19 protein-coding genes are annotated in these 19,720 nt (G+C 63.5%); 4 read left to right on the forward strand and 15 right to left on the reverse strand.

The window, feature by feature from the left end:
* The first annotated feature begins 27 nt into the window (after nt 1–27).
* On the forward strand, nt 28–816 hold the full coding sequence (locus F8197_RS07800) for a head GIN domain-containing protein (RefSeq protein ID WP_227012155.1): 789 nt from the start codon (nt 28–30) through the stop codon (nt 814–816).
* 12 nt (nt 817–828) lie between these two features.
* On the opposite strand, the gene F8197_RS07805 is transcribed toward F8197_RS07800, so the two are convergent.
* The 3 genes from F8197_RS07805 to purU all read right to left on the reverse strand — a co-directional run bounded on the left by F8197_RS07805 (nt 829) and on the right by purU (nt 3,370).
* Nucleotides 829–1,851: an Rpn family recombination-promoting nuclease/putative transposase gene (locus F8197_RS07805; protein WP_152881421.1), complete on the reverse strand. Its 1,023-nt coding sequence runs from the start codon at nt 1,849–1,851 to the stop codon at nt 829–831.
* A gap of 89 nt (nt 1,852–1,940) precedes the next feature.
* Nucleotides 1,941–2,483 (reverse strand): YaeQ family protein, encoded by a 543-nt coding sequence (locus F8197_RS07810; protein ID WP_019922002.1) that lies wholly within the window; start codon nt 2,481–2,483, stop codon nt 1,941–1,943.
* 17 nt (nt 2,484–2,500) lie between these two features.
* Entirely contained in the window at nt 2,501–3,370 is an 870-nt protein-coding gene (gene purU, locus F8197_RS07815) for a formyltetrahydrofolate deformylase (protein WP_019922001.1), read from the reverse strand.
* On the opposite strand from purU, the gene F8197_RS28555 reads away from it, so the two are divergent.
* The gene (locus tag F8197_RS28555; protein WP_193333370.1) at nt 3,369–3,539 is read left to right on the forward strand and encodes a hypothetical protein; all 171 of its coding nucleotides are present in this window, start codon (nt 3,369–3,371) and stop codon (nt 3,537–3,539) included. The two genes, purU and F8197_RS28555, sit on opposite strands and share 2 nt — an antisense overlap.
* 56 nt (nt 3,540–3,595) lie before the next feature.
* Nucleotides 3,596–3,958, forward strand: coding sequence for a KGG domain-containing protein (locus F8197_RS07820; protein ID WP_056138760.1), 363 nt, complete (start codon nt 3,596–3,598; stop codon nt 3,956–3,958).
* Here the strand turns inward: F8197_RS07820 and F8197_RS07825 are convergent.
* From F8197_RS07825 to modA, 4 genes are read right to left on the reverse strand one after another with little or no spacing between them, the layout of a single operon-like run.
* Nucleotides 3,955–4,767: a TOBE domain-containing protein gene (locus F8197_RS07825; RefSeq protein ID WP_152881422.1), complete on the reverse strand. Its 813-nt coding sequence runs from the start codon at nt 4,765–4,767 to the stop codon at nt 3,955–3,957. The two genes, F8197_RS07820 and F8197_RS07825, sit on opposite strands and share 4 nt — an antisense overlap.
* The gene (locus F8197_RS07830; protein WP_373996817.1) at nt 4,764–5,444 is read right to left on the reverse strand and encodes an ABC transporter ATP-binding protein; all 681 of its coding nucleotides are present in this window, start codon (nt 5,442–5,444) and stop codon (nt 4,764–4,766) included. Before F8197_RS07830 ends, F8197_RS07825 begins: the two co-directional genes overlap by 4 nt.
* Nucleotides 5,441–6,127, reverse strand: coding sequence for a molybdate ABC transporter permease subunit (gene modB / locus F8197_RS07835; RefSeq protein ID WP_373996818.1), 687 nt, complete (start codon nt 6,125–6,127; stop codon nt 5,441–5,443). Before modB ends, F8197_RS07830 begins: the two co-directional genes overlap by 4 nt.
* A gap of 7 nt (nt 6,128–6,134) precedes the next feature.
* Complete coding sequence (modA, locus tag F8197_RS07840) at nt 6,135–6,896, reverse strand: molybdate ABC transporter substrate-binding protein (protein ID WP_227012156.1); 762 nt, start codon at nt 6,894–6,896, stop codon at nt 6,135–6,137.
* 120 nt (nt 6,897–7,016) lie between these two features.
* Here modA and F8197_RS07845 point away from each other — a divergent pair, with 120 nt between their 5' ends.
* On the forward strand, nt 7,017–7,526 hold the full coding sequence (locus tag F8197_RS07845; RefSeq protein WP_152881423.1) for a YgjP-like metallopeptidase domain-containing protein: 510 nt from the start codon (nt 7,017–7,019) through the stop codon (nt 7,524–7,526).
* 8 nt (nt 7,527–7,534) lie between these two features.
* On the opposite strand, the gene F8197_RS07850 is transcribed toward F8197_RS07845, so the two are convergent.
* The 8 genes from F8197_RS07850 to F8197_RS07885 form a co-directional block, all read right to left on the reverse strand.
* Nucleotides 7,535–9,007, reverse strand: coding sequence for a Gfo/Idh/MocA family protein (locus F8197_RS07850; protein ID WP_152881424.1), 1,473 nt, complete (start codon nt 9,005–9,007; stop codon nt 7,535–7,537).
* Between the two features lie 156 nt (nt 9,008–9,163).
* Complete coding sequence (locus F8197_RS07855; protein WP_152881425.1) at nt 9,164–10,471, reverse strand: glycosyltransferase; 1,308 nt, start codon at nt 10,469–10,471, stop codon at nt 9,164–9,166.
* A 19-nt stretch (nt 10,472–10,490) separates the two neighbouring features.
* Complete coding sequence (locus F8197_RS07860) at nt 10,491–11,030, reverse strand: TIGR00730 family Rossman fold protein (RefSeq protein ID WP_373996819.1); 540 nt, start codon at nt 11,028–11,030, stop codon at nt 10,491–10,493.
* A gap of 2 nt (nt 11,031–11,032) precedes the next feature.
* On the reverse strand, nt 11,033–11,824 hold the full coding sequence (locus F8197_RS07865) for a hypothetical protein (RefSeq protein WP_152881426.1): 792 nt from the start codon (nt 11,822–11,824) through the stop codon (nt 11,033–11,035).
* A 23-nt stretch (nt 11,825–11,847) separates the two neighbouring features.
* Nucleotides 11,848–12,513, reverse strand: coding sequence for a TetR/AcrR family transcriptional regulator (locus F8197_RS07870; RefSeq protein WP_152881427.1), 666 nt, complete (start codon nt 12,511–12,513; stop codon nt 11,848–11,850).
* 61 nt (nt 12,514–12,574) lie between these two features.
* The gene (locus F8197_RS07875) at nt 12,575–14,467 is read right to left on the reverse strand and encodes a S9 family peptidase (protein ID WP_193333371.1); all 1,893 of its coding nucleotides are present in this window, start codon (nt 14,465–14,467) and stop codon (nt 12,575–12,577) included.
* A 92-nt stretch (nt 14,468–14,559) separates the two neighbouring features.
* Nucleotides 14,560–18,213, reverse strand: coding sequence for an EAL domain-containing protein (locus F8197_RS07880; RefSeq protein WP_373996820.1), 3,654 nt, complete (start codon nt 18,211–18,213; stop codon nt 14,560–14,562).
* Between the two features lie 13 nt (nt 18,214–18,226).
* The gene (locus F8197_RS07885) at nt 18,227–19,705 is read right to left on the reverse strand and encodes a PAS domain-containing sensor histidine kinase (protein ID WP_373996821.1); all 1,479 of its coding nucleotides are present in this window, start codon (nt 19,703–19,705) and stop codon (nt 18,227–18,229) included.
* Nucleotides 19,706–19,720 lie beyond the last annotated feature (15 nt).

A 19,720-nucleotide genomic window follows, 5' to 3' on the forward strand; every position in this document is an offset into this window, starting at 1 on the left:
TCCATACCATCCCTTCCGGAGAACACCATGTCCTACCCTCTCTTGCGCAGCACCCTGCCCGCCTTTCGCGCCCTGTTGATGACCGCCGGACTGCTGGCCATGGCCGCTCCGGCCGGCGTGGCCCACGCCGGCCTGATGGACGGCTGGAGCAGCGAGCGGGTCCAGGGTAGCGGCAAGATCACCACCCAGAGCCGCGAACTCGGCCACTTCAGCGCGCTGGCAAGCAGCGTCAGCGGTGATGTCGAAGTCCGACTCGGCAATACCGAGAGCGTCACCGTGGAAACCGACGACAACCTGCAAGCGCTACTGGAAACCGTGGTGGAGAAAGGCACGCTGCGCATCCGCCCGGTGCGTAAGGGCCTGTCGCTGTCAACTAGAACCATGAAGATCATCGTGCAGGCACGTTCGCTGGACCGGGTGTCGGTGGCCGGCTCCGGCGCGGTACGGGCCGATAATTTGCGCGGCGAGACCTTGCGGTTCGACATCGGCGGCTCCGGTTCGCTGATCGCGCGCCAACTGGCGGCGGAAGCAGTGACCGTATCGCTGGGCGGCAGCGGCAGCGTGGAAACAAGCGGCAAGGCCGAGCGCGTGCAAGTGTCGATCGGCGGCTCGGGCGACGTCCAGGCCGGCAACCTGGCCGCCCGCACGGCCAGCGTCAGCATCGGCGGCTCGGGCGAAGCCACGGTATGGGCAACCAACACGCTGTCGGTGAGCCTGGCGGGTTCGGGCGATGTCGGTTACTACGGCGATCCCAAGCTCAGCAAAAGCATCGTGGGGTCGGGCGACGTGAAACGCCTGGGTGCGGCACCTCGGTAAAACAAGCCTTGGTCAGCCCGCGCCAAACAGCTGGCGCGGGTTGGCGCCGCGCGCGAGGGATTTGATCCACTCTCGCAACTGGTCGGGGTTGGCGGCGTTGATTTTTTCGGCTATGTGGGATTGCAACTGGCTCTGATTGCCCTGATCACCGAGTTGGAGAAGGTCTTGCAAGACCTCCCGTAAGCCTTGTTGCAAGCCTTGTTGCAGCCCCTCATCCAGCCCCTCTTGCCGTCCCTCTTGCCGTCCCTCCAATATCCCCTTCTTGCGCCCCTTTTCGATCGCCTCGTACTCCAGCAAATCTTCGTAGCGCTTGAACCGCTGATCGAACAAGATACCCATTTTTTCCTCCATATTTACATTGAGCTCACTGAACTCAAGCCGCAAGGTCGTTTGCAGCCAACGCAACAAACTTTCACGGGCCGGCTGCAAATCCGGCTCCTTCAGCCGCTCGGCAAACAGTTTCAGCGCCGCACGCAGCTCGGCATCGCTCTGGGCGCGCAGCAGCTTAAACACGATTGCCAACACATTAGAGTGTACATCCACCGATTGGTTCCAGCGCTGTTCGACCAGCAGGTATTTTTGCTTCGGCTGATACGCCTCCAGCCCGTCCGGTGGCGGCAGCGACAGCTCGGCCAGTTCGGTCGCGGCACGCCAAGGCTGGCGGCCGCTGTAGAGAACAACCGGCAATACCGGAGGCAACTTGCGCCCCCGGCTCAGGCGCCGCTGGCGTACCAGGTCCTGGTACAGCAGGCCGATATACACCTGCATGCGCAGCGCCATCCAGTGCTCGGAGCGCGCCTGGAACTCGAGCAGGATGTACACGTAAACCCACTCGCCGCCGACATTGACGCGCCACACCATGTCGTCGTGGCGCGCCTTGCCACGCTCGCTGGCATAGCTGGCATTGACCCGTTCGAAAGCGCCCACGCCCAGCGATGCTGCCCAGTCCGCTTCGAGAAAACCGGTCAGCAGCTCGCGCAGTATCTCGGGATGCGAGAACAGTTGTTTATAGACGGTGTCGGCCTGGCTGGTCATGGGCCAAATGTAGCACTGGCATGACCGGCCCAGATCGCCGGTGAAATGCACGCGGTTTGCGATAAATCAAACTGCGTGAAAGCAGATGGCTAGCGCGCTTCCTTGAGCGTTTCGCGCGGGAATTCGATGGTGGTGACGCCGTCGGTCAGCCAGATCTGGCCGTCCTGTATCGTGCATTGCAGTTGCATGGTGCGCTGGGCCATCAGCGCCAGCTGTTCGGTCGCTTCCGACGGCAGGTCGATCACGGTCAGGTTCTTGCAGCGTTCGACCTTGTTGGCGATGCCCTTCCACCAGATATTGCTGGTGGCTGCATAGCTGTACACCACTACCTGGTTCGAGCGGCCGCTGGCCTTGAGCATGATTTTTTCGTCGGGCTGGCCGACGTTGATCCACAGCTCGATGGCGCCGGTCAAATCTTTCTGCCACAGGTCCGGCTCGTCGACGTCGAACAGGCCCTTGGTAAACGTGAGCGAATCGCTGGCGTGGATGGCAAAGGCCAGCAGGCGCACCATCACGCGCTCGTCAGTTTCGGACGGATGCTTGGCCAGGGTGAGCGCGTGAGTGCCGTAGTAATTGCGGTCCATGTCCGCAATCGATAACTCGGCTTTGTAGATTGTTGCTTTGAGTGCCATGGGTATTTCTCTGTAAATTATTTGAAGACGACAGTCTTGTCGCCGTTCTGCAAGATGCGGTGTTCGACAAACCATTTCACGGCGCGCGCCAGCACCACGCATTCGACGTCGCGGCCGATGGCCGACAGCGTCTCGGCATCCATCGAATGATCGACGCGTTCGACGTCCTGCTCGATGATCGGGCCTTCATCGAGGTCGCCGGTCACGAAGTGCGCGGTAGCGCCGATCAGCTTGACGCCGCGGTGGTGCGCCTGGGCATACGGCTTGGCGCCCTTGAAGCTGGGCAGGAACGAATGGTGGATATTGATGGCCTTGCCCTTGAGCGCGGCGCACATGCCCGGAGACAGGATCTGCATGTAGCGCGCCAGAACCACCAGGTCGATCTGGTGGTGCTGCATCAGGTCCTGCACCCGCGCTTCCTGCGCCAGCTTGGCCGATTCCGGCGCGCCGGCTGCCAGCGGAAGGTGGTGGAACGGAATATTGTAGCTCGCTGCCAGCTGGTAGAAATCCATGTGATTCGAAACGATGGCCGGAATTTCCACCGGCAGCAAACCGCTCTTGTAACGGAACAGCAAGTCGTTCAGGCAATGGCCGATTTTCGACACCATCAGCAGCACGCGCGGCTTGTAGTGCGCGTCGCGCAGCTCCCAGTCCAGCTGCATGCCCGCTGCGAGCAGCGCAAAGTCGGCGCGCAGCAGCTCGTCGTTGACGCCGCCGTCCTCCAGCGCGAAATGCACGCGCATGAAAAACAGCCGCGATTCGCTGTCGCCAAACTGGGCGGAGTCGATGATGTTGCAACCGTGATCGGCCAGGAAACCGGATACGCGGTGCACGATGCCGCGCTGGTCGAGGCAGGAAAGAGTGAGGATGTATTCAGGGTTGGTCATGGCCGCCGCAGTCAATTTCAATAACAACAAGAGAATAACGAGGCGGGTATTGTCGCACGGCGCGGCCATTGCAGTAAAACTGCGGCCCGCGCGCCATTGGCGCACCGTCAAACACCACGTTGATCGCATCGCAAATGACGTGGAACTTTCATCAACCTTGCACCTCTAACATGCAGAGCAGCGGCTTTGGCTGTTCGCAACCCGACCACAACCCAGGAGGCAGCAATGGCAAGCAGCAATCAACGTAATGCAGCAAGCAAGGATGGGGAAGACCAGGCCCAGCCCAAAACCCCGGCCAAGCGCGGCTTCGCCGCCATGGACCAGGCCACCCAACGCAGCATCGCCAGCAAGGGCGGACAGGCCGCGCACCAAAAAGGCACGGCGCATGAATTCGATTCCGAAGAAGCAAGGCGCGCCGGCCAGAAAGGCGGCGAGGCAGTCAGCCGCAACCGCGAGCACATGGCCGCCATCGGCCGCAAGGGCGGCGAAAGCCGGCAATCGGCCGCGCGGGCGGCAGCCGCCGAACGAAGCAACCGGGGCTCGGAACAAGCTTCCGGCAGCGGCAACCGCCAGAGCAGCAAGGGCTAGGCGGGCGTCCCCACAATCACGCTCGACGCCTTGAACACCGCCATCGCCGTGCCGCCCTCGGCCAGGCCCAGTGCTTCGCCGCTGTCGCGCGTGACGATGGCGGCAATCACGCCGCCGCCCGGCAGGTCGATACTCACCTCGGTATTGACCGCGCCGGGCACCACGCGGCTGACGGTGCCCGCCAGCTGGTTACGGGCCGACAAACGTGCACCGCCCAGGTCCGTCACCACGATCACCGATGACGCCTTGACCAGCGCAAACGCTTCCGCGCCAACCACCAGTCCCAGGCTCTCGCGGCTGTCGCGGGTGATGGTGGCCACGATGTGCTGACCGCCCACCACCTCAAGTATCACCTCGTCGTTGACGGCGCCCTCTTTCAAGGCCACCACCGTGCCGCTGAACTGGTTGCGCGCGCTGGTCTTCATTTTCATTCTCCGTATCATTAACAAATCATCGGCCAGCGCGTGCGACTGCTCGCTCAGGTGCGCCACGAACTGGCGGTGCGCCACCTCGATCTTGCGAAAATTCTCGACCAGTTGGGCGCCGCGGCTGGTCAACCGGGTGCCGCCGCCCCCCTTGCCGCCGGCCACGCGTTCAAGCAGCGGCTCGCCGGCCAGGTTGTTCATCGCCTCGATGGCATCCCAGGCGCCCTTGTAACTGATGCCCACCGCCTTGGCCGCTGCCGTGATCGAACCGTGGGCAGCGATGGCTGACAGCAATTCCACCCGGTCCTGGCCGCCCAGCTTCTGGCCGCCGATGGTCATCCAGACATTGCCCTGCAATGCCAGCGTCTTGTGATCGTCATTCATGGTGCGTGCTCCTCGAGCCGTCCCTGGTTCATGCGCAGCACGTGGTCGCCGAACGCGCGCACGTCCTCGGGATCGTGGGTAATCATTATCATCGGTATCGCCAGGCGGCGTTGCAACGCATCGAGCTCGGCGCGCATGCGTTCGCGCAGGCCGGGGTCGAGCGCAGCGAACGGCTCGTCGAGCAACAAGGCGCCCGGCTGCGGCGCCAGCGCGCGCGCCAGGGCCACGCGCTGGCGCTGGCCGCCCGACAGCTGGTGCGGCAACTGCTGCGCCACGTGGTCGAGCTCAAACGCCGCCAGCCAATAGCGCACCGCCTCCACATCGACGCGCGCCAGCGGATTGCGCCAGCCGCGTTGCAGGCCAAAAGCGATATTCTGCCGCACATTCAGATGCGGGAACAGTGCATAGTCCTGGAACAGGTAAGCGACGCGGCGGTGTTGCGGCGTAACATCGATGCCGGCTGCAGCATCGAACAGGCAGCGCCCGGCCAGTGCGATGCGGCCCTGGTCCGGCGTCATCAAGCCCGCTACCGCTTTCAGGAGCTGGCTCTTGCCGGCGCCCGACGGGCCGTAGATCACCACGCGCGTACTGACCGACTCGAAGCGGGCATCGAGCTCGAACACGCGGTCGCCCGAGCGCAAGGTCTTGCGGATATCGACGTTGATTACCATGGTCATCGTTGCGGATTGCGGTTGGGGGTGAGCTTGTTGGCCGCCACCAGCACGGTGACGCACACCACCGACGTGATGATCACCAGCAAATTGGCGGTATCGTCCTGGCCCGCCTGCACCGCCTCGTAGACGGCAATCGACAAGGTCTGGGTTTTACCGGGAATGCTGCCGGCCACCATCAGCGTGGCGCCGAACTCGCCCATCGAACGGGCAAACGCCAGCAAGGTGCCGCCCAGCACACCGCGCCAGGCCAGCGGCAAGGTCACGCGCAGGAACACACCGAACGGCGACACGCCCAGCACCATGGCCGCCTGTTCAAGCTGCGTATCGACTGTTTCAAACGCGGCGCGGGCGCCCTTGAGCACCAGCGGAAACGCCACCACGGCCGCCGCAATCACCGCCGCCTGCCAGGTGAAAATCAGGTTGATGCCGAAATGGTGCTGCAACCAGGCGCCGACCACGCCCTCGCGGCCGATGATCACCAGCAGGTAGTAGCCAAGCACCGTCGGCGGCATCACCATCGGCAATGTCAACATGGCGTCGAGCAGCTCGCGGCCGATGAAACGCTTGCGTGCCAGCAGGTAGCCGAAGGCGGTGCCGGCCACCAGCGCCAGCAAGGTGGCCCAGCAGGCCACCTTGAGCGAGAGCCGCAGCGCGATCCACGCGGGCTCGTTGAAAAAACTGTCCACGCCCTGTTTATGGACGGCTGAAACCGTATTTGGCCAGCACCGCCTGAGCACCCGGCGCCATCACGTAGGCGATGAAGCGACGGCCGGCCTCCACTTGCGGGCCTTTTTCAATCAGCGCGATCGGATAGGTGACCGGCGTGGTGGTCGGGATGGTGGCAACGACCGCGACCTTGTCCTTTTGCACGGCAGCGTCGGTGGCGTAAACGAAGCCGGCATCGACTTCGCCACGCGCCACGTAGTCGAGGCTCTGGCGCACCGAGGTGCCGTAGATGGCCTTCGGCTCGACCGCGCTCCAGAGCTTGGCCAGCTCCAGCGCGTTGCGCGTATAGCGGCCCACCGGCACGCTGGCCGGGTTGCCCAGGGTGATGCGGGTGATGGCCGGCTGCTGCAGGTCATTGAGTCCCTTGATCGCATGCTTGCTGTTGACCGGCGTGATCAGCACCAGGGTGTTGGCGACGAAATTCTTGCGGGTGCCGGCAGCGAGCAGCTTCAGGCCTTCGGCCTTGTCCATGGCATCCTGGTCGGCGGAGGCAAACACGTCCACCGGCGCGCCCTTGGCGATCTGCTGCACCAGCGGGTCGGATGCAGCAAAGTTGAACAGCACCTTGTCGTCCGGATGGTCTTTCTCGTAGGCCGCACCGATTTCCTTGAAGGCATTGGTCAGGCTGGCCGCCGCCGAGACCGTAATGTCTGCCGCCGCCGCCGTGCCGCCCATCGCTGCCAATACCGGCATCAGCGCCAGCGCCACCATCATCTTCGTATTCCGCATTGCCGCTCCCAAGTGAAAACCGTAATATACATGATTATATAGCGATCATCATTGGATGCACCCGGGCAAAAGGACAGGTGTGATACATTGCGCCCTCGATTGATTTTTCGCCTTCCTGCCATGCCTGCCCTGAAGTACCTGAGCGCCTATTCCGAGCAAACCCAGCAACAAGTGTCGCAACTGCTGGCCCAGAACAAGTTGGGCGAGGTGCTGCTCAAGCGCTACAGCAAGGCGCACGACGTGCGCACCGACAAGGCGCTGTACAACTACGTGCAGGACTTGCGCGAGGAACACCTGCGCAATGCCGAGCCGATCAACAAGGTCGAATACGACAGCAAGATCCACGTGATCAACCACGCGCTGGGGCTGCACACGTCAATCTCGCGCGTGCAAGGCGGCAAGCTCAAGGCCAAGCACGAGATCCGCGTGGCCACCATGTTCAAGGAAGTGCCGCTGGAATTCCTGCGCATGATCGCCGTGCACGAACTGGCGCACGTGAAGGAAAAGCAGCACGACAAGCCGTTTTATAAACTGTGCACGTACATGGAACCGAACTACCACCAGTACGAGTTCGACTTGCGGCTGTACCTCACCCATCTCGATACCGGCAGTGGCAAGCTGTGGGCCTGACCTGACGGTCAGGACATCTTCACCTTCAGCGGCCCGGTGCGCGACGGCATGGCCGGCCGCTCGGGCGGTGTCAGCCCCTTGATCAGGTCGGCGATTTTGACCGTCTGCCCCGTCTCGAAGCACTGATTGGCAGCCACCCCGACCAGGCACGACCAGGCGCCGGCGCGCTCGTCGGCCATGCGCAGGTACTTGTCGGCCGGGGCCTTGCCGAAGATTTCGGTCAGCATCACCAGGTCGCCGCCGCCGTGGCCGCCCTTGCCTGCCCAGGGCTCGATGTCGCGCGCGGCGCCGCGCAGCGGAATGACGCGGGTATGGACACCTTCGCTCATGCTCTGCACCTCGTTGGCGCCGGCCACGCCCACTTTTTCAACGATGCGGTGCTCGAGCCGGCCCTTGGTGCCGTTGAAGGCGATGTGGTACCCCTCCCAGGCATCGTAGGCAGACAGCGCGTAGTTGAGCTGGACGTTGTTGTCGTAGCGGACCATGACATTCATCGTGTCCTCGATGTCGATCTCCGGCCGCCAGACGCACTGGTCGCGAAAGTAGCCATCGTATTGTTCATTTTCCAGGTACAGCGCCTTCAGGCCCGCATCGGCCGCCAGGTCGAAATAGAACGCGCATTGGGCTTTTTCGGTGCAGGTCAGGCAGCGTTCGTGCGCGCCTTGCAGGCCCAGGCGGCGGGCCGTCTGCGGCGTGTAGAACTGGCGCGAGCCGAACGCGTGCACCCGCTCGGGCTGGGCGCCCAGCCACCAGTTGACCAGGTCGAAATGGTGGGTCGCCTTGTGGATCATCAGCCCGCCGGAACGGGCCTTGTTGCTGTGCCAGCGGCGGAAATAGTCGGCGCCGTGCACGGTATTGAGCAGCCACGTGAAATCCACCGACAGCACATCGCCGATCTCGCCGCTCATCAGGATGTCCTTGACCTGCGTGCGCGGCGGGGCGTAGCGGTAATTGAACGTCACGCGCACGTGGCGGCCGCTGCGCTTGACGGCGTCAAGGATGCGCTGGGCCTTGGCGGCTGTCGTGGTCATCGGCTTCTCGGTAATCACGTCGCAGCCCAGGTCGAGCGCACTCACGATGTAATCGTCGTGGGTGGCATCGACAGTCGTCACGATCACGTAGTCGGGCTTGGTCTCGCGGATCATGGTGTCGAACTGCGCGGCGCTGTAGGCGCGGGGCTGGCTGGCGCCGGTGGCGGCGATCGTGCGCACGGCCAGCGCCGCGCGGCCGGCGTTGTTATCGCATACCGCGACGATTTCGTTATCGTCACGGAAGTCGTCGGTGATCGCGCGCGTAAACATGCGGGCGCGCGAGCCGACGCCCACCACGGCATACCGCTTGCGCGGTGCGGCCGCGCAGGCGCTGCCGCCGAGCAGCAAGCCAGTGGCGGTGGCGCCGACGGCCTTGAGAACGGTGCGGCGGCTGGTGCCGGCCTGGCGGTCGGCGCCGCTGTCGATGTCGCTGTTGTTGTCGTTATGCATGGCTGGTCTCCGTGGTTGACGTCATCTCTCACCCATGTCGATCATAGGGAGATGTCTCCACGCAAGCAACAGCATCGCCGCAACACCAGCACATCGGTCACCGAGACGATTGTTATCCGCCAGCCAGGCCGACCACGCCTGATGCGCGATGAACCGTCAGGTCACCTGGCCCGGCCCGGGATGGCTCTCGATAATCTCAGCGATCCGGTCCGCCGCCGGCCGCTCCGCTGCCATCACGGTGGCAAACGTGGCGCAGGCCTTGGCCACTGCCGGATCGTCGAGCAAACGGGCCAGAGCCTGCTGCCACACGGCCGCCGCCGCATCGGGCAGCACGGTGGCCGCCACGCCCAGGCGGGTCAGGCGCGCGGCGTTGTCGGGCTGGTCGAACGCGAACGGCACGATCAGTTGCGGCTTGCCCGCCGCCAGCACGGTAGCGCTGGTACCGATGCCGCCGTGGTGCACGAAGGCCGCCACCTGGCGGCTGAGCACATCGAACGGCGCGTAGCCGGCGTAATGCACGGTCGGCGGCAAGTGCTCCGGTACCTGCTCGCGGTATGGCGTCACCACCACCGCCCTCACCTTCAATGCTGCAGCGGCGGCGAGCGCCCGTGCAATAAAATCGCTGCCATGCGCCATTGCCGAGCCAGGGGTAATGACGATGGGCGCGTCACCGTCGTCAATAAAGCGTTGCAAGTCCGGCTCGAGCGCACTGCTTGATGAGGGCATGCGCGGAAAGCCGGCGCACACCGCATTCTGCGGCCAGTCCGCCTGCGGCGCGGCAAACCAGGCGGGCCACGCGCAGACCACGTGCTGCGGCGAGTGCAGCCATTGGCTCATCACGCGCCGCACCGGCGCCAGGCCGATATGGGCGCGCATGCCGTTCAGTGCCGGCCGCACCACGGCGTCGACCATCAGGCGATCGATCAAACCAAGCGTGATGCGCACCGCCCAGCGCGGCCAACCGCGCGGCCAGTGCAGGCCGCGCCGCACGGCGGTATCGTCGGCGGAAAACAGGCATGACGGCGCCAGATGGACGGTGACCAGCGGCACGCCGTGCGCTTCCTGCAACAGGCGGCCGGTCAGGCCCAGCGTGCTGGCGACGATCAGGGTCGGCTTTTCGCGCACCAGCGCCAGCTGCTGGTTGTAGGCTGCCGGCAGGTGACGCGCCATGTATTTCCAGATGGTGGCAAAGCCCTTGACCGGGTGCCACAGGTCGGGATCGCGGATGCCGGTTTCAAGCTCTTCCTGGGCCAGGCCCGAGATGAACTGCAAGCCGGCGCGCTGCACCCGTTCCTCGAAATTGGCCGAGGCCGTCAAGGTCACTTCGTAGCCACGCGCACGCAGTGCCTGGCCGATGACGATGAAGGGATAGACATCGCCGGCGCTGCCGACGGCCAGGATCAGGATGCGAGGCTGTACAACTGTAGGCTGCACAACCGTGGGCTGCACGACAGGGAGCTGCATGGCTGCGCCTCCGGGGTGGTTACTGCTTGAGGAGTTTGAGCAGTGATTCGGGTTCATTGGCCGACATCATCAACGCCGCGTGCTGCGGGCGGATGAAGCCCTGCTCGCGCGCGTGGCCGATGAAGTCGATCAGGCCGTCATAGAAGCCATCGACATTGAGCAGGCCGATCGGCTTGGCATGGATGCCCAGTTGCGACCAGGTCAGCATTTCGAACAGTTCTTCCAGCGTGCCCATGCCGCCGGGCATGGCGATAAAGCCATCGGACAGGCTGGCCATCATGGCCTTGCGTTCATGCATGTCCTTGACGATGAACTGGCGCGTCAGGCCCGCGTGGCCCACTTCGCGCTCGACCAGCGCGGTGGGAATCACGCCGGTGACTTCGCCGCCCAGGCGCAGCACCTCGTCGGCGATGATGCCCATCAGGCCCACCTTGCCGCCGCCGTACACCAGCGCCAGGTTTTGTTCCACCATGGCTGCGCCCAGCGCGCGCGCCGCTGCCGCATAGTTGTCGCTGATGCCGGCGTTGGCGCCGCAATATACACAAATGGTCTTGGTCACTGCTACTTTTCCTCGTTGAGTTTTATGTTGAGTTCTGTACGGGCAGCTTCGATATCGAGCCGCTCCACGGCGTCGTGCGCGTGCACTGCCGCCGCCTGTTCCAGCATGGCGCGTGCCTCAGCCAGTTTGCGCTTGCCTTCCAGCAGGCGCAAGGCGCGCGCATATTCGACGCGGGCAATCGCCGACTCGGGATTGAGCCGCAAGGCGGTCTCGAAGTGACGATAGCCCTCCTCCTTCTTGGCGCCATAAGTCAGGCCGCCTATCATGGCGCCGGCCTTGTCGACGATCTCGGTGTGGTACACGCCCAGCGCCACGTGGGCGTCGGGACGCTCGGGCGCCAGCCGCAGCGTGGTTTCCAGGCTGTGGCGCACCTTGGCGCCCAAGCCCTGGGCCAGTGCCTTGACCACCGAAATACCGGTGGAGTAATAGCCGAGTGCATAGCCGTGCCAGTACCAGCCGGACGGGTTGCCGGGCTGCTCGCGCTGCTGGCGTTCGCAGCGCTCGGCCACGCATTCGAAGGTGGCGATTTTCTTGCGCGGATTGGTTTCCAGGTACTGCGTGTAGATGCAGATAGCCTTGTGGGCGACAGCGTAGCCGTTGACACCAACGTCCAGGCCCAGCCGCGTAGCGCGTTCGAACTCGCCGGCGTGGAAGGCGATCCAGGCCTGCACCAGCGCCGGATGGGTGGGAAACGGTTCGCAATCGCCGCTGTGCAGCACCGGCCATGCCTGTTGCAGGCTTTCCGGTGTGTGGCGGTATCCGGCATCGGGATACGGGAAGGCGGTCCAGACCATGCTATCTCCGTGACATAAAAATACTATTTCAGCTTTTTCAGGTATTCCTCGGACAGCTTCTGGAACAGCAAGCTGGTCTCGTTGCGCAGGTACGGACCGATCTGCGACAACACCTGGTAGCAGCCGCGCGCCAGCGCGTCGGCCATCGATTGCTGCTCGCTGTACTTGCGCGGATTGCGCACGTATTCGTACGACAGCCAGTACGTGGCCACCACCACCATATTGGTGGCCATGGCGTCGATGGCGACGTCGGACGCTTCCAGCGAACCTTCGCTGCGCAAGTCTTCGCACAGCTGCTTGGCCACCTTGATCTTGTGGTCGAGGATTTGCTTGAAGTGCAACTCGAGCTTGCGGTTGCGCGACAGCAGGTCGTTGAGGTCGCGGTAAAAGAAGCGGTAGCGCCAGATCAGTTCGAACATCAGGTGCAAATACATCCAGACGTCGTCGATGTTCGAGCGGCGGCCGTTGGGCACCGTGAGGATGCGCTCGATCTCGGCCTCGAACTGCACGAAGATCGAATTGACGATGTCGTCCTTGTTACGGAAATGGTAGTACAGATTGCCCGGCGAGATATTCATCTCTTCGGCGATCACCGTGGTGGTGATATTGGGTTCGCCGAACTCGTTAAACAGGCGCAGCGACAGTTCGAGGATGCGCTCGCGGGTTCGGCGGGGGGCTTTTTGTTGCATGGCGGGGTGGTCTCGGTGAAATCTGTCGCCAGCATAACACCGATGTCCCGCCATTGCGGCGTTAGCGTGCGACTTGGGCGGCAGGGCCGATGTGTTTGTCGAGGAATTCAAGCATGGTCCGATAATAGGTGCTGACTTGTCCAGTGGTGGACAGGCTGTGCCCCGCATCCTTAAGACTGAGCCACTGAACCGGTTTGCCCAGGCGCTCAAGCGCTTCCTTCATCTTCAGTGCGTGCGAGATCGGCACCCGCTGATCGGCTTCACCATGGACCAGCAGCACCGGCGCCTGGATGCGGTCCACCTGTTTCAGTGGCGATACCTGGTCGAACCGCTCCGCACTGTCGGTCACGTCGCCGATACGGTGCAACCGTATCGCGCGCGCGACGTCGCTGCGGGCGGCATCCGAGTCATCATGGAACATGTGTTCGATATCGGTCACGCCGGCCAAACTGATGCCGCACCGGTACAGTTCCGGCGTCTTGGCCAGTCCCCACAAGGCTGCATAGCCACCATAGCTGGCGCCAACAATGCAGATGCGCCGTGGGTCTACCGTGCCATCGGCGATCAGTTTTCTCACGCCGGCAGTGATATCGTCCTGCATGGCCCGCCCCCATTGTCCGTAGCCGGCTTGCTCGAAACGCTTGCCGAACCCGCTCGATCCCCGGAATTGCGGTTGCAATACCGCGTAACCATGGGCAGCAAGCAGTTGTACCTCTTCGTTCCATGTCCAGTAATCGCGCACCCAGGGGCCGCCATGGATCAGGACGACCAGAGGTGTGCCTCTCGCCCCGTAGGCTGGCCTGGTGAGAAAGGCCGGTATGCTCAGACCGTCGTCGGCGGGGTAGCGGATGATCTCCATCGGCCGCATGTCGACACGTTCAAGCGCCGAACGCCGCCGTCCGATGAGGACCAAGGTCGAACTTTTCGTATCGAGCAAATGCCATTCACCGGGCACGACGTCGCTGGAGGAATACACCAGCACATTACCGCGCGGATTGCCGCTGAGGCGATTGCTTCGTCCCGGCAGCACCGCATCGACCGCCTGCTGCACACCCGCCCAGGTCCCGTTGAGCCAAACTTCCTCGGTTCGCATGCCGCCCGTCGTCACGCGCTCGTAAGCAGCCCCTTCGACACCGACCACGCCGAGTATGTCCTCGGAGGGGTGGCCAGCCAGCATCTCTCCCATCTCGCCGCGTTCGGTGTCATAGTAAAAGTACGCATAGGTATCGCGGCCGATCCGCGACCGCACTGCCAGGGTGTGCGGTCGATTCGGCACGTAGGCTGGCTCCCACCGCTCCTGCGTAGCGCCGAACGTGGCGAGTTTCTGCCAAGTGCCGCCCGGGGCCGGCAGGTACCAGTTGGCGTAAGTCGGCACGGCACCTTCCGTGAGCACGGTCACCGCGCGCAGATATCCCTGGCGATCGAACGCCGTCTGTTGCAATATGCCCGGTGGCCGTTGCAGAATTTTGCGCTCGCCGCTCCTGGCATGTACCAGGGCCATCTGCTCGCGTTGATTGTCGGTGTAGACCAGCAGCCACGGCGATTCTTCATCATCGCGCGCGGCGCGGCGTATCACTTCCTTGCCCAGGTTATCGACCAGGAGCCGGCCCCTGCGATCGACCGAAATCACCAGGTTGCCGTAGTCTAGCGCCAGCAGGTCGTTTCCGGCCCACGTCACGCCGAACGGCGCCCGCAACTGCCGGTCTCCCGCCCAGATCTCGTAACCTTGCAAAGCAAAACCGCGCGCGGCGCCGGTGACGGGAAAATGGAACAGCAACTCGTGCCGGACGCCATCGAACACCAGCATGGCCACGCTGCGGCCATCCGGGGCCAGGCTGGCCTCGATGACTCCGTTCACGTCGCTGGCTTTGGCTACCGTCAACGGCTCCGCAGCCACAGTGACCGAGATCGACAACGCCGCGATGATCGCGACGGCGCAACGAAAAATGCTCATCATGAATTACAAAATTACAAAATGGAAATTATAATCTTGTCATTCTGTTTGGGCAACTTGCAAGGAATAAATATGGTGGCGCGATACAGCTTTCATGCCTGCTCGGTATTAATGAACGGCAGCTTGCCGTGCGCCTGCGCGTGCAGGCGGAAGCCCTCGCGGATATTTTCGCGCAGCGCCGCGCCCTTCCACGGCTTGGTGTAGAAGCGGTCGATGGCGCCGTGGTTGATCGCCGCCATGATCGGCGTGAGGTCGGCATAGGCCGACAGCATGATGCGGAATGTGTCCGGGCACAGGTTTTTTACCCGCTCCATGAACTCGGTGCCGCTCATCAACGGCATGCACTGGTCGCACAGGATCACCTGCACCCGGTGCCGGGCCAGGATATCGAAACCTTCGGCGGCGGTTTGCGCGGTGAGGATGCGGTAGCCGTCCTGCGACAGGAAATCGGTCAACACGTCGAGCATGAAGGCGTCGTCATCGACAATCAACAGCGTCGGCTGCTCGGTGGCCTGCTCGTCTTCGGGCGCCTGCAAGGTGCGGCCGTCGCGCAGCATGGCTTCGAATTCGTTTTCGGGCAGCGGCCGGCTGAAGTAATAACCCTGCATCTCGTCGCAGCCGTGGCGGCGCAGGTAGGCCAGTTGCGCATCCTTTTCCACGCCCTCGGCGATCACGTCGAGCTTGAGGCTGTGCGCCATGTTGATAATCGCCAGCACGATGGCCGCGTCGTCCGGGTTGCTGGTCACTTCGCGCACGAAGGCAATATCGATCTTGAGCTTGTCGATCGGGAAGCGTTTCAAATATGCCAGCGACGAGTAGCCGGTGCCGAAGTCGTCGATCGAAATCTTGATGCCCAGCGCTTTCAAATTCTGCAGCACCGTAATGGTTTCTTCGGCGTTGGACATCAGCGAGCTCTCGGTCAGTTCCAGCTCGAGCAGCTCGGGCGAAATATCGTGCTCCTTGATGGCGCGCAGCACTTCCTCTTCCAGGCCGCCGACAAAGAACTGGATGCCCGACACATTGACCGACAGGTGCACGGCGCCAGCGCTGGTGCGGCGCCAGTGGGCGATCTTGCGGCACGCTTCGTTGATGACCCAGCTGCCCACCCGCACGATCAGGCCGGTCTCTTCCAGGATCGGGATGAACAGCGCCGGCGACACCATGCCATGGCCCGGGCGCTGCCAGCGGATCAGCACTTCGGCGCCGCTGATGCGGCCGCTCGAGATATTCACCTTGGGCTGGAAGTGCAGCACGAATTCGTCGTTCTCGATCGCGCGCCGCAGCGCATTTTCCAGTTCCAGGCGCGCCATCGACTGCGCGTTCATCTCGGCGGTGAAGAAGCGGAACGCGTCGCGCCCCGCTTCCTTGGCGCGGTACATGGCGGTGTCGGCGTACTGGATCAGGGTGTCGGGATCGGCGGCGTCGTCGGGGAATACCGAGATGCCGATACTGGCCGTCACCGTCACCTCGTGGCCCTTGAGGTCGAACGGGCGGCGCAGCGCTTCGCGGATCTTATCGACCACCACCACGGCGTTTTGCGCGCCCTCGGGCAGCATCAAAATGGCGGCAAACTCGTCGCCACCGAAGCGGCCGATGGTGTCGCGCACGCGCAGGCAATCGACCAGCCGGCTCGAGAACTGCCGCAGCAGCTCGTCGCCGATGGTGTGACCGAGCGTGTCGTTGACGTTCTTGAACCGGTCGACGTCGAGGAACAGCACCGCCAGCGACCAGTGGTGCTCGGCGGCCTGGCGCATTGAGTGGGTGAGCGAATCGTTGAACTGGCTGCGGTTGGGCAAGCCGGTCAGCGTATCGAAGTGGGCCAGCTTGAGCAGACGCTGCTCGGCTTCCTTGCGCTCGGTGATATCGCGCGCGACGGCCACCAGGATCCAGCTCGAGCCCGAGCGCAGCGTGCGGCGCTGCACTTCCACCGCCAGCGGCGAGCCGTCGCGGCATTGCAGCAGCAGTTCCGTCATGGCGCCGCTCTGGTCGCCGGACAGCAGCTTTTCGTACAGGACTTCGAGCTTGACCAGGTCCCCTTCCACCTGCTTGTTGGGACCCACTTGCAGGAAGTCCTCGCGCTCGAAACCGAGCATGCGGCAGGCGGTAGCATTGACATCGACAAAACACATGCCGGCGCGATCGACCAGGAAGATGGCATCGGCGGTGGCGTCCATGGCCAGGCGGAAGCGGCGCAAGTCTTCGTCGAGGCGGATGCGGGCGTTCATGTCCAGCGTGAGCTGGGCGTGGTTGCGCTTGATCTCGTCGTACAGTTGCAGGTTTTCGTAGGCGCCGGCCAGTTGCGCGGCCACGGTGGCCGCCACCCGTTCATCGACTTCCGAAAAGCCGTCGGCGCCGAGTTTATCGACCAGGTACAACCAGCCGTGGATGCGCTCGCGCGAGGCGATCGGCACGCCGAGGAACGTGTGTACCGGCGGATGACTGGCAGGCAGGCCGACATTGAACGGCGCGCCATCGAGGTCGTTGATGCGGCACGGGATCCGTTGTTCGAGCAGGCCGCCGAGCACGCCCGCACGCGGGTTCTGGGCGATTTCGTGGATCGGCACGCCGGCGCCGCAGCTGGAATAGTAGGCCAGCGCCACGCCCTCTTCGTCGAGCACGCCGATACAGGCGTACTTGGAGACGCAGATATTCTGCGCCACGCGGCAGCCGATTTCGAGCAGTGCGCGCGGATCGCGCTCGGCACCGAGTTCGATGCCCAGTTCGATCAGCGCGGTCAGGCGCAGGCTCACCGCCTGCAAGCTTGAAAGCGAGCGCGACAGGCGCTGGGTCATGCGCGCCAGGTCTTCGGCGGCGACATCGACCGCCGCCGGCGCCGAGGCCAGGCGCGAGATCAGCTGGCTGCTCGATTCGAGTTCGTCAAGGTATTCGGCGACCTGGTGGTCGATGTCGAGCAGGCGCTTTTCCTGCGGCAGGTCGGGCACCACGGCGGTGCGGTCGTCGTCCGACTCCACGACCGGGGTGGGCTCGTGGCCCAGCGCTTCCTGCACCGTGCGCAGGATCACGTCCGGGTCGGACGGCTTGGGCAGCACCCAGCGCACGCCGCACGACTCGGCCACTGCCAGCGCCTCGCGTTCGCGGTAGGTGGCGGTATAGAAAATCACCGGCACATCGGCCGTGTCCGGATGTTCATGCATGCGCGTGACAAACTCGTAGCCGTCCATATTGGGCATGAGGATGTCGGAGATCACCAGGTCGGGCTTGTCGGCCAGCGCCATTTTCAGGCCCTCGGCGCCATTGGCCGCTTCGATCAGGCGGTAACCGCCGTAACCGAGCAGCGTCATCAAAAATTCGCGGTTGAGCACATGGTCGTCCACGATCAGGATCGTGGCGATGTCGGTTTTAGGCGGGGTCGACATCTCCCCGGTCAAAAAAGACTCGATTTGCTTGACGAAAGTATCCGGTTCGATCGGCTTGCCGATGTAGCTGTCGAAGCCCGCTTCGAGCAGGCGCTCGCGGTCGCCCACCATGGCCAGTGCGGTCACGGCCAGGGCCGGAATGTCGCGCGTGGCCGGATCGGCCTTGAGCGCCGCCACCACGCCATAGCCGTCGAGCTTGGGCAGGTGGACATCGCAGATGATCAGGTCGGGCTGCTCGCGCCGGGCCGCTTCCACGCCGGCCTCGCCATCGGACGCCGACAGCGGCGTGTAGCCGAAAGCGCGCAGCAGGTACACCATCAACTCCATGTTGGTGGCGTTGTCTTCGATGATCAGTATTCTTGCAGACACAAAGACTCCTTATTCAAGTCTCCAGCGGCAGGGCCAGGGTCAACACGCTACCCACGCCATACGCGCTGTCGAACAATATCTCTCCATGCAACAGCGCTGCCAGTTTCTGGCTCAGGTGCAGGCTCAAGCCCGCGCCTTCGAACTGCTGCATTGCACTCGTGTCCAGTTGCGACACGGCTTGCAACGGCGCCGCACCGGCAGCCGCATCGCCGATGCTGATGGTCAGGCACCGGCGCGTACCGACGGTGGCCGGCTCCAGCCGCACCAGCAGCGGGCCTTGGTCGGCAAACCTGATCGCATTGCCGACCAGGTTCATCAAAATGTGCTGCAGCGCGCGGCGGTCGGTACGCACGCTCGGCAAGTCCGGTGGCGCTATGACGTCGAAAGCCAGTCCCGCCGGTTTCTTCGCGTGCGCCTGCGGCGCCAGCAGCGCCAGCACTTCATCGACGAGCGCACGACACTCCACCGCCACGATGTCGAGCTGCACCTTGCCGGTATCGATCCGGGTCAGGTCGAGCAAATCGTTAATCAACGTTAGCAGATCACGGGCACTGTCCTGCACCATCCGGAGCTGCTTGGTCTGTTCCGTATTGATGGGTCCAGGCAACTTCATCAGCATAGTACCTGTAAATCCGATGATTGCGTTCAATGGCGTGCGCAACTCGTGCGACATGCCGCCGAGGAAGCGGTCCTTGGCAGCATTGGCTTTTGCCAGTTCAATATTCTTTTCTTGCAACGCCAATTCAGCCAGTTTACGATCGCTGATATCGCGGATCGCGCTGATGACCAGGGTACCCTCCTCGGTCGTGATCGGGCTCAGGCTGATCTCCACCGGAAACTCCACGCCATCGCTGCGCAAGCCATACAGCGCCAGGCCCGCGCCCATCGGCCGCACCGACGGTTGCGCCATATAGCCGCCCCGGTGGCTGCGGTGGGCACTGCGCATATGCGCCGGCATCAACGCTTCGAGTTCCAGCCCGCGCAGCGCGCCCTGGGCATAGCCGAACAGCTTTTCGGCCTGGCCGTTGGCCAGCACGATGCGGCCGGTCATATTGGCCACCACGATGGCGTCCGGCATCGAATCGAGGATGCCATGGAAGCGCGCTTCGACCAGCTTGGCATCGCGCAAAACCCGCAGCGCGGTAACGTCTTTTTTACTCCACAAAATATACTCAGGCGCGCCGTCGGCGTCGCGCACCAGCTTGCTTGAACTGTCGATGTACACCAGCACGCCATCGCGGGCGTGGCGCAGCGACTCGTAATTGGCCGATCCGGTCGCCAGGGTCTGGCGCAGCACGACGTCCGAACTGGCGGCGTCTTGCGCGCCGGGCGGCTCGATCAGGTCGGCCAGCCGGTGGCCTATTGCCTCCGTGCTGCGATAGCCGAACACGGCCTCGGCGCCGTTGTTCCAATAGACCACTTCGCCGTCCAGGCGTGTCAAGATCACCGCGTCCGGCGTTTGCTCGAGTATCAATGTGCCAAAGTCTGTCACGGCCGGTCCGCCTTG

Source organism: Duganella sp. FT27W (assembly GCF_009295655.1).
GTDB classification, from domain to species: domain Bacteria; phylum Pseudomonadota; class Gammaproteobacteria; order Burkholderiales; family Burkholderiaceae_D; genus Rugamonas; species Rugamonas zoogloeoides.

Bases quoted from the DNA above. Each gene is read 5' to 3' on its own strand.
- F8197_RS07800 (WP_227012155.1), top strand. From the start codon at position 28: ATGTCCTACCCTCTCTTGCGCAGCACCCTGCCCGCCTTTCGCGCCCTG.
- F8197_RS07805 (WP_152881421.1), bottom strand. From the start codon at position 1,851: ATGACCAGCCAGGCCGACACCGTCTATAAACAACTGTTCTCGCATCCC.
- F8197_RS07810 (WP_019922002.1), bottom strand. From the start codon at position 2,483: ATGGCACTCAAAGCAACAATCTACAAAGCCGAGTTATCGATTGCGGAC.
- F8197_RS28555 (WP_193333370.1), top strand. From the start codon at position 3,369: ATGGCCGCCGCAGTCAATTTCAATAACAACAAGAGAATAACGAGGCGG.
- purU (WP_019922001.1), bottom strand. From the start codon at position 3,370: ATGACCAACCCTGAATACATCCTCACTCTTTCCTGCCTCGACCAGCGC.
- F8197_RS07820 (WP_056138760.1), top strand. From the start codon at position 3,596: ATGGCAAGCAGCAATCAACGTAATGCAGCAAGCAAGGATGGGGAAGAC.
- F8197_RS07825 (WP_152881422.1), bottom strand. From the start codon at position 4,767: ATGAATGACGATCACAAGACGCTGGCATTGCAGGGCAATGTCTGGATG.
- F8197_RS07830 (WP_373996817.1), bottom strand. From the start codon at position 5,444: ATGACCATGGTAATCAACGTCGATATCCGCAAGACCTTGCGCTCGGGC.
- modA (WP_227012156.1), bottom strand. From the start codon at position 6,896: ATGCGGAATACGAAGATGATGGTGGCGCTGGCGCTGATGCCGGTATTG.
- F8197_RS07845 (WP_152881423.1), top strand. From the start codon at position 7,017: ATGCCTGCCCTGAAGTACCTGAGCGCCTATTCCGAGCAAACCCAGCAA.
- F8197_RS07850 (WP_152881424.1), bottom strand. From the start codon at position 9,007: ATGCATAACGACAACAACAGCGACATCGACAGCGGCGCCGACCGCCAG.
- F8197_RS07855 (WP_152881425.1), bottom strand. From the start codon at position 10,471: ATGCAGCTCCCTGTCGTGCAGCCCACGGTTGTGCAGCCTACAGTTGTA.
- F8197_RS07865 (WP_152881426.1), bottom strand. From the start codon at position 11,824: ATGGTCTGGACCGCCTTCCCGTATCCCGATGCCGGATACCGCCACACA.
- F8197_RS07870 (WP_152881427.1), bottom strand. From the start codon at position 12,513: ATGCAACAAAAAGCCCCCCGCCGAACCCGCGAGCGCATCCTCGAACTG.
- F8197_RS07875 (WP_193333371.1), bottom strand. From the start codon at position 14,467: ATGAGCATTTTTCGTTGCGCCGTCGCGATCATCGCGGCGTTGTCGATC.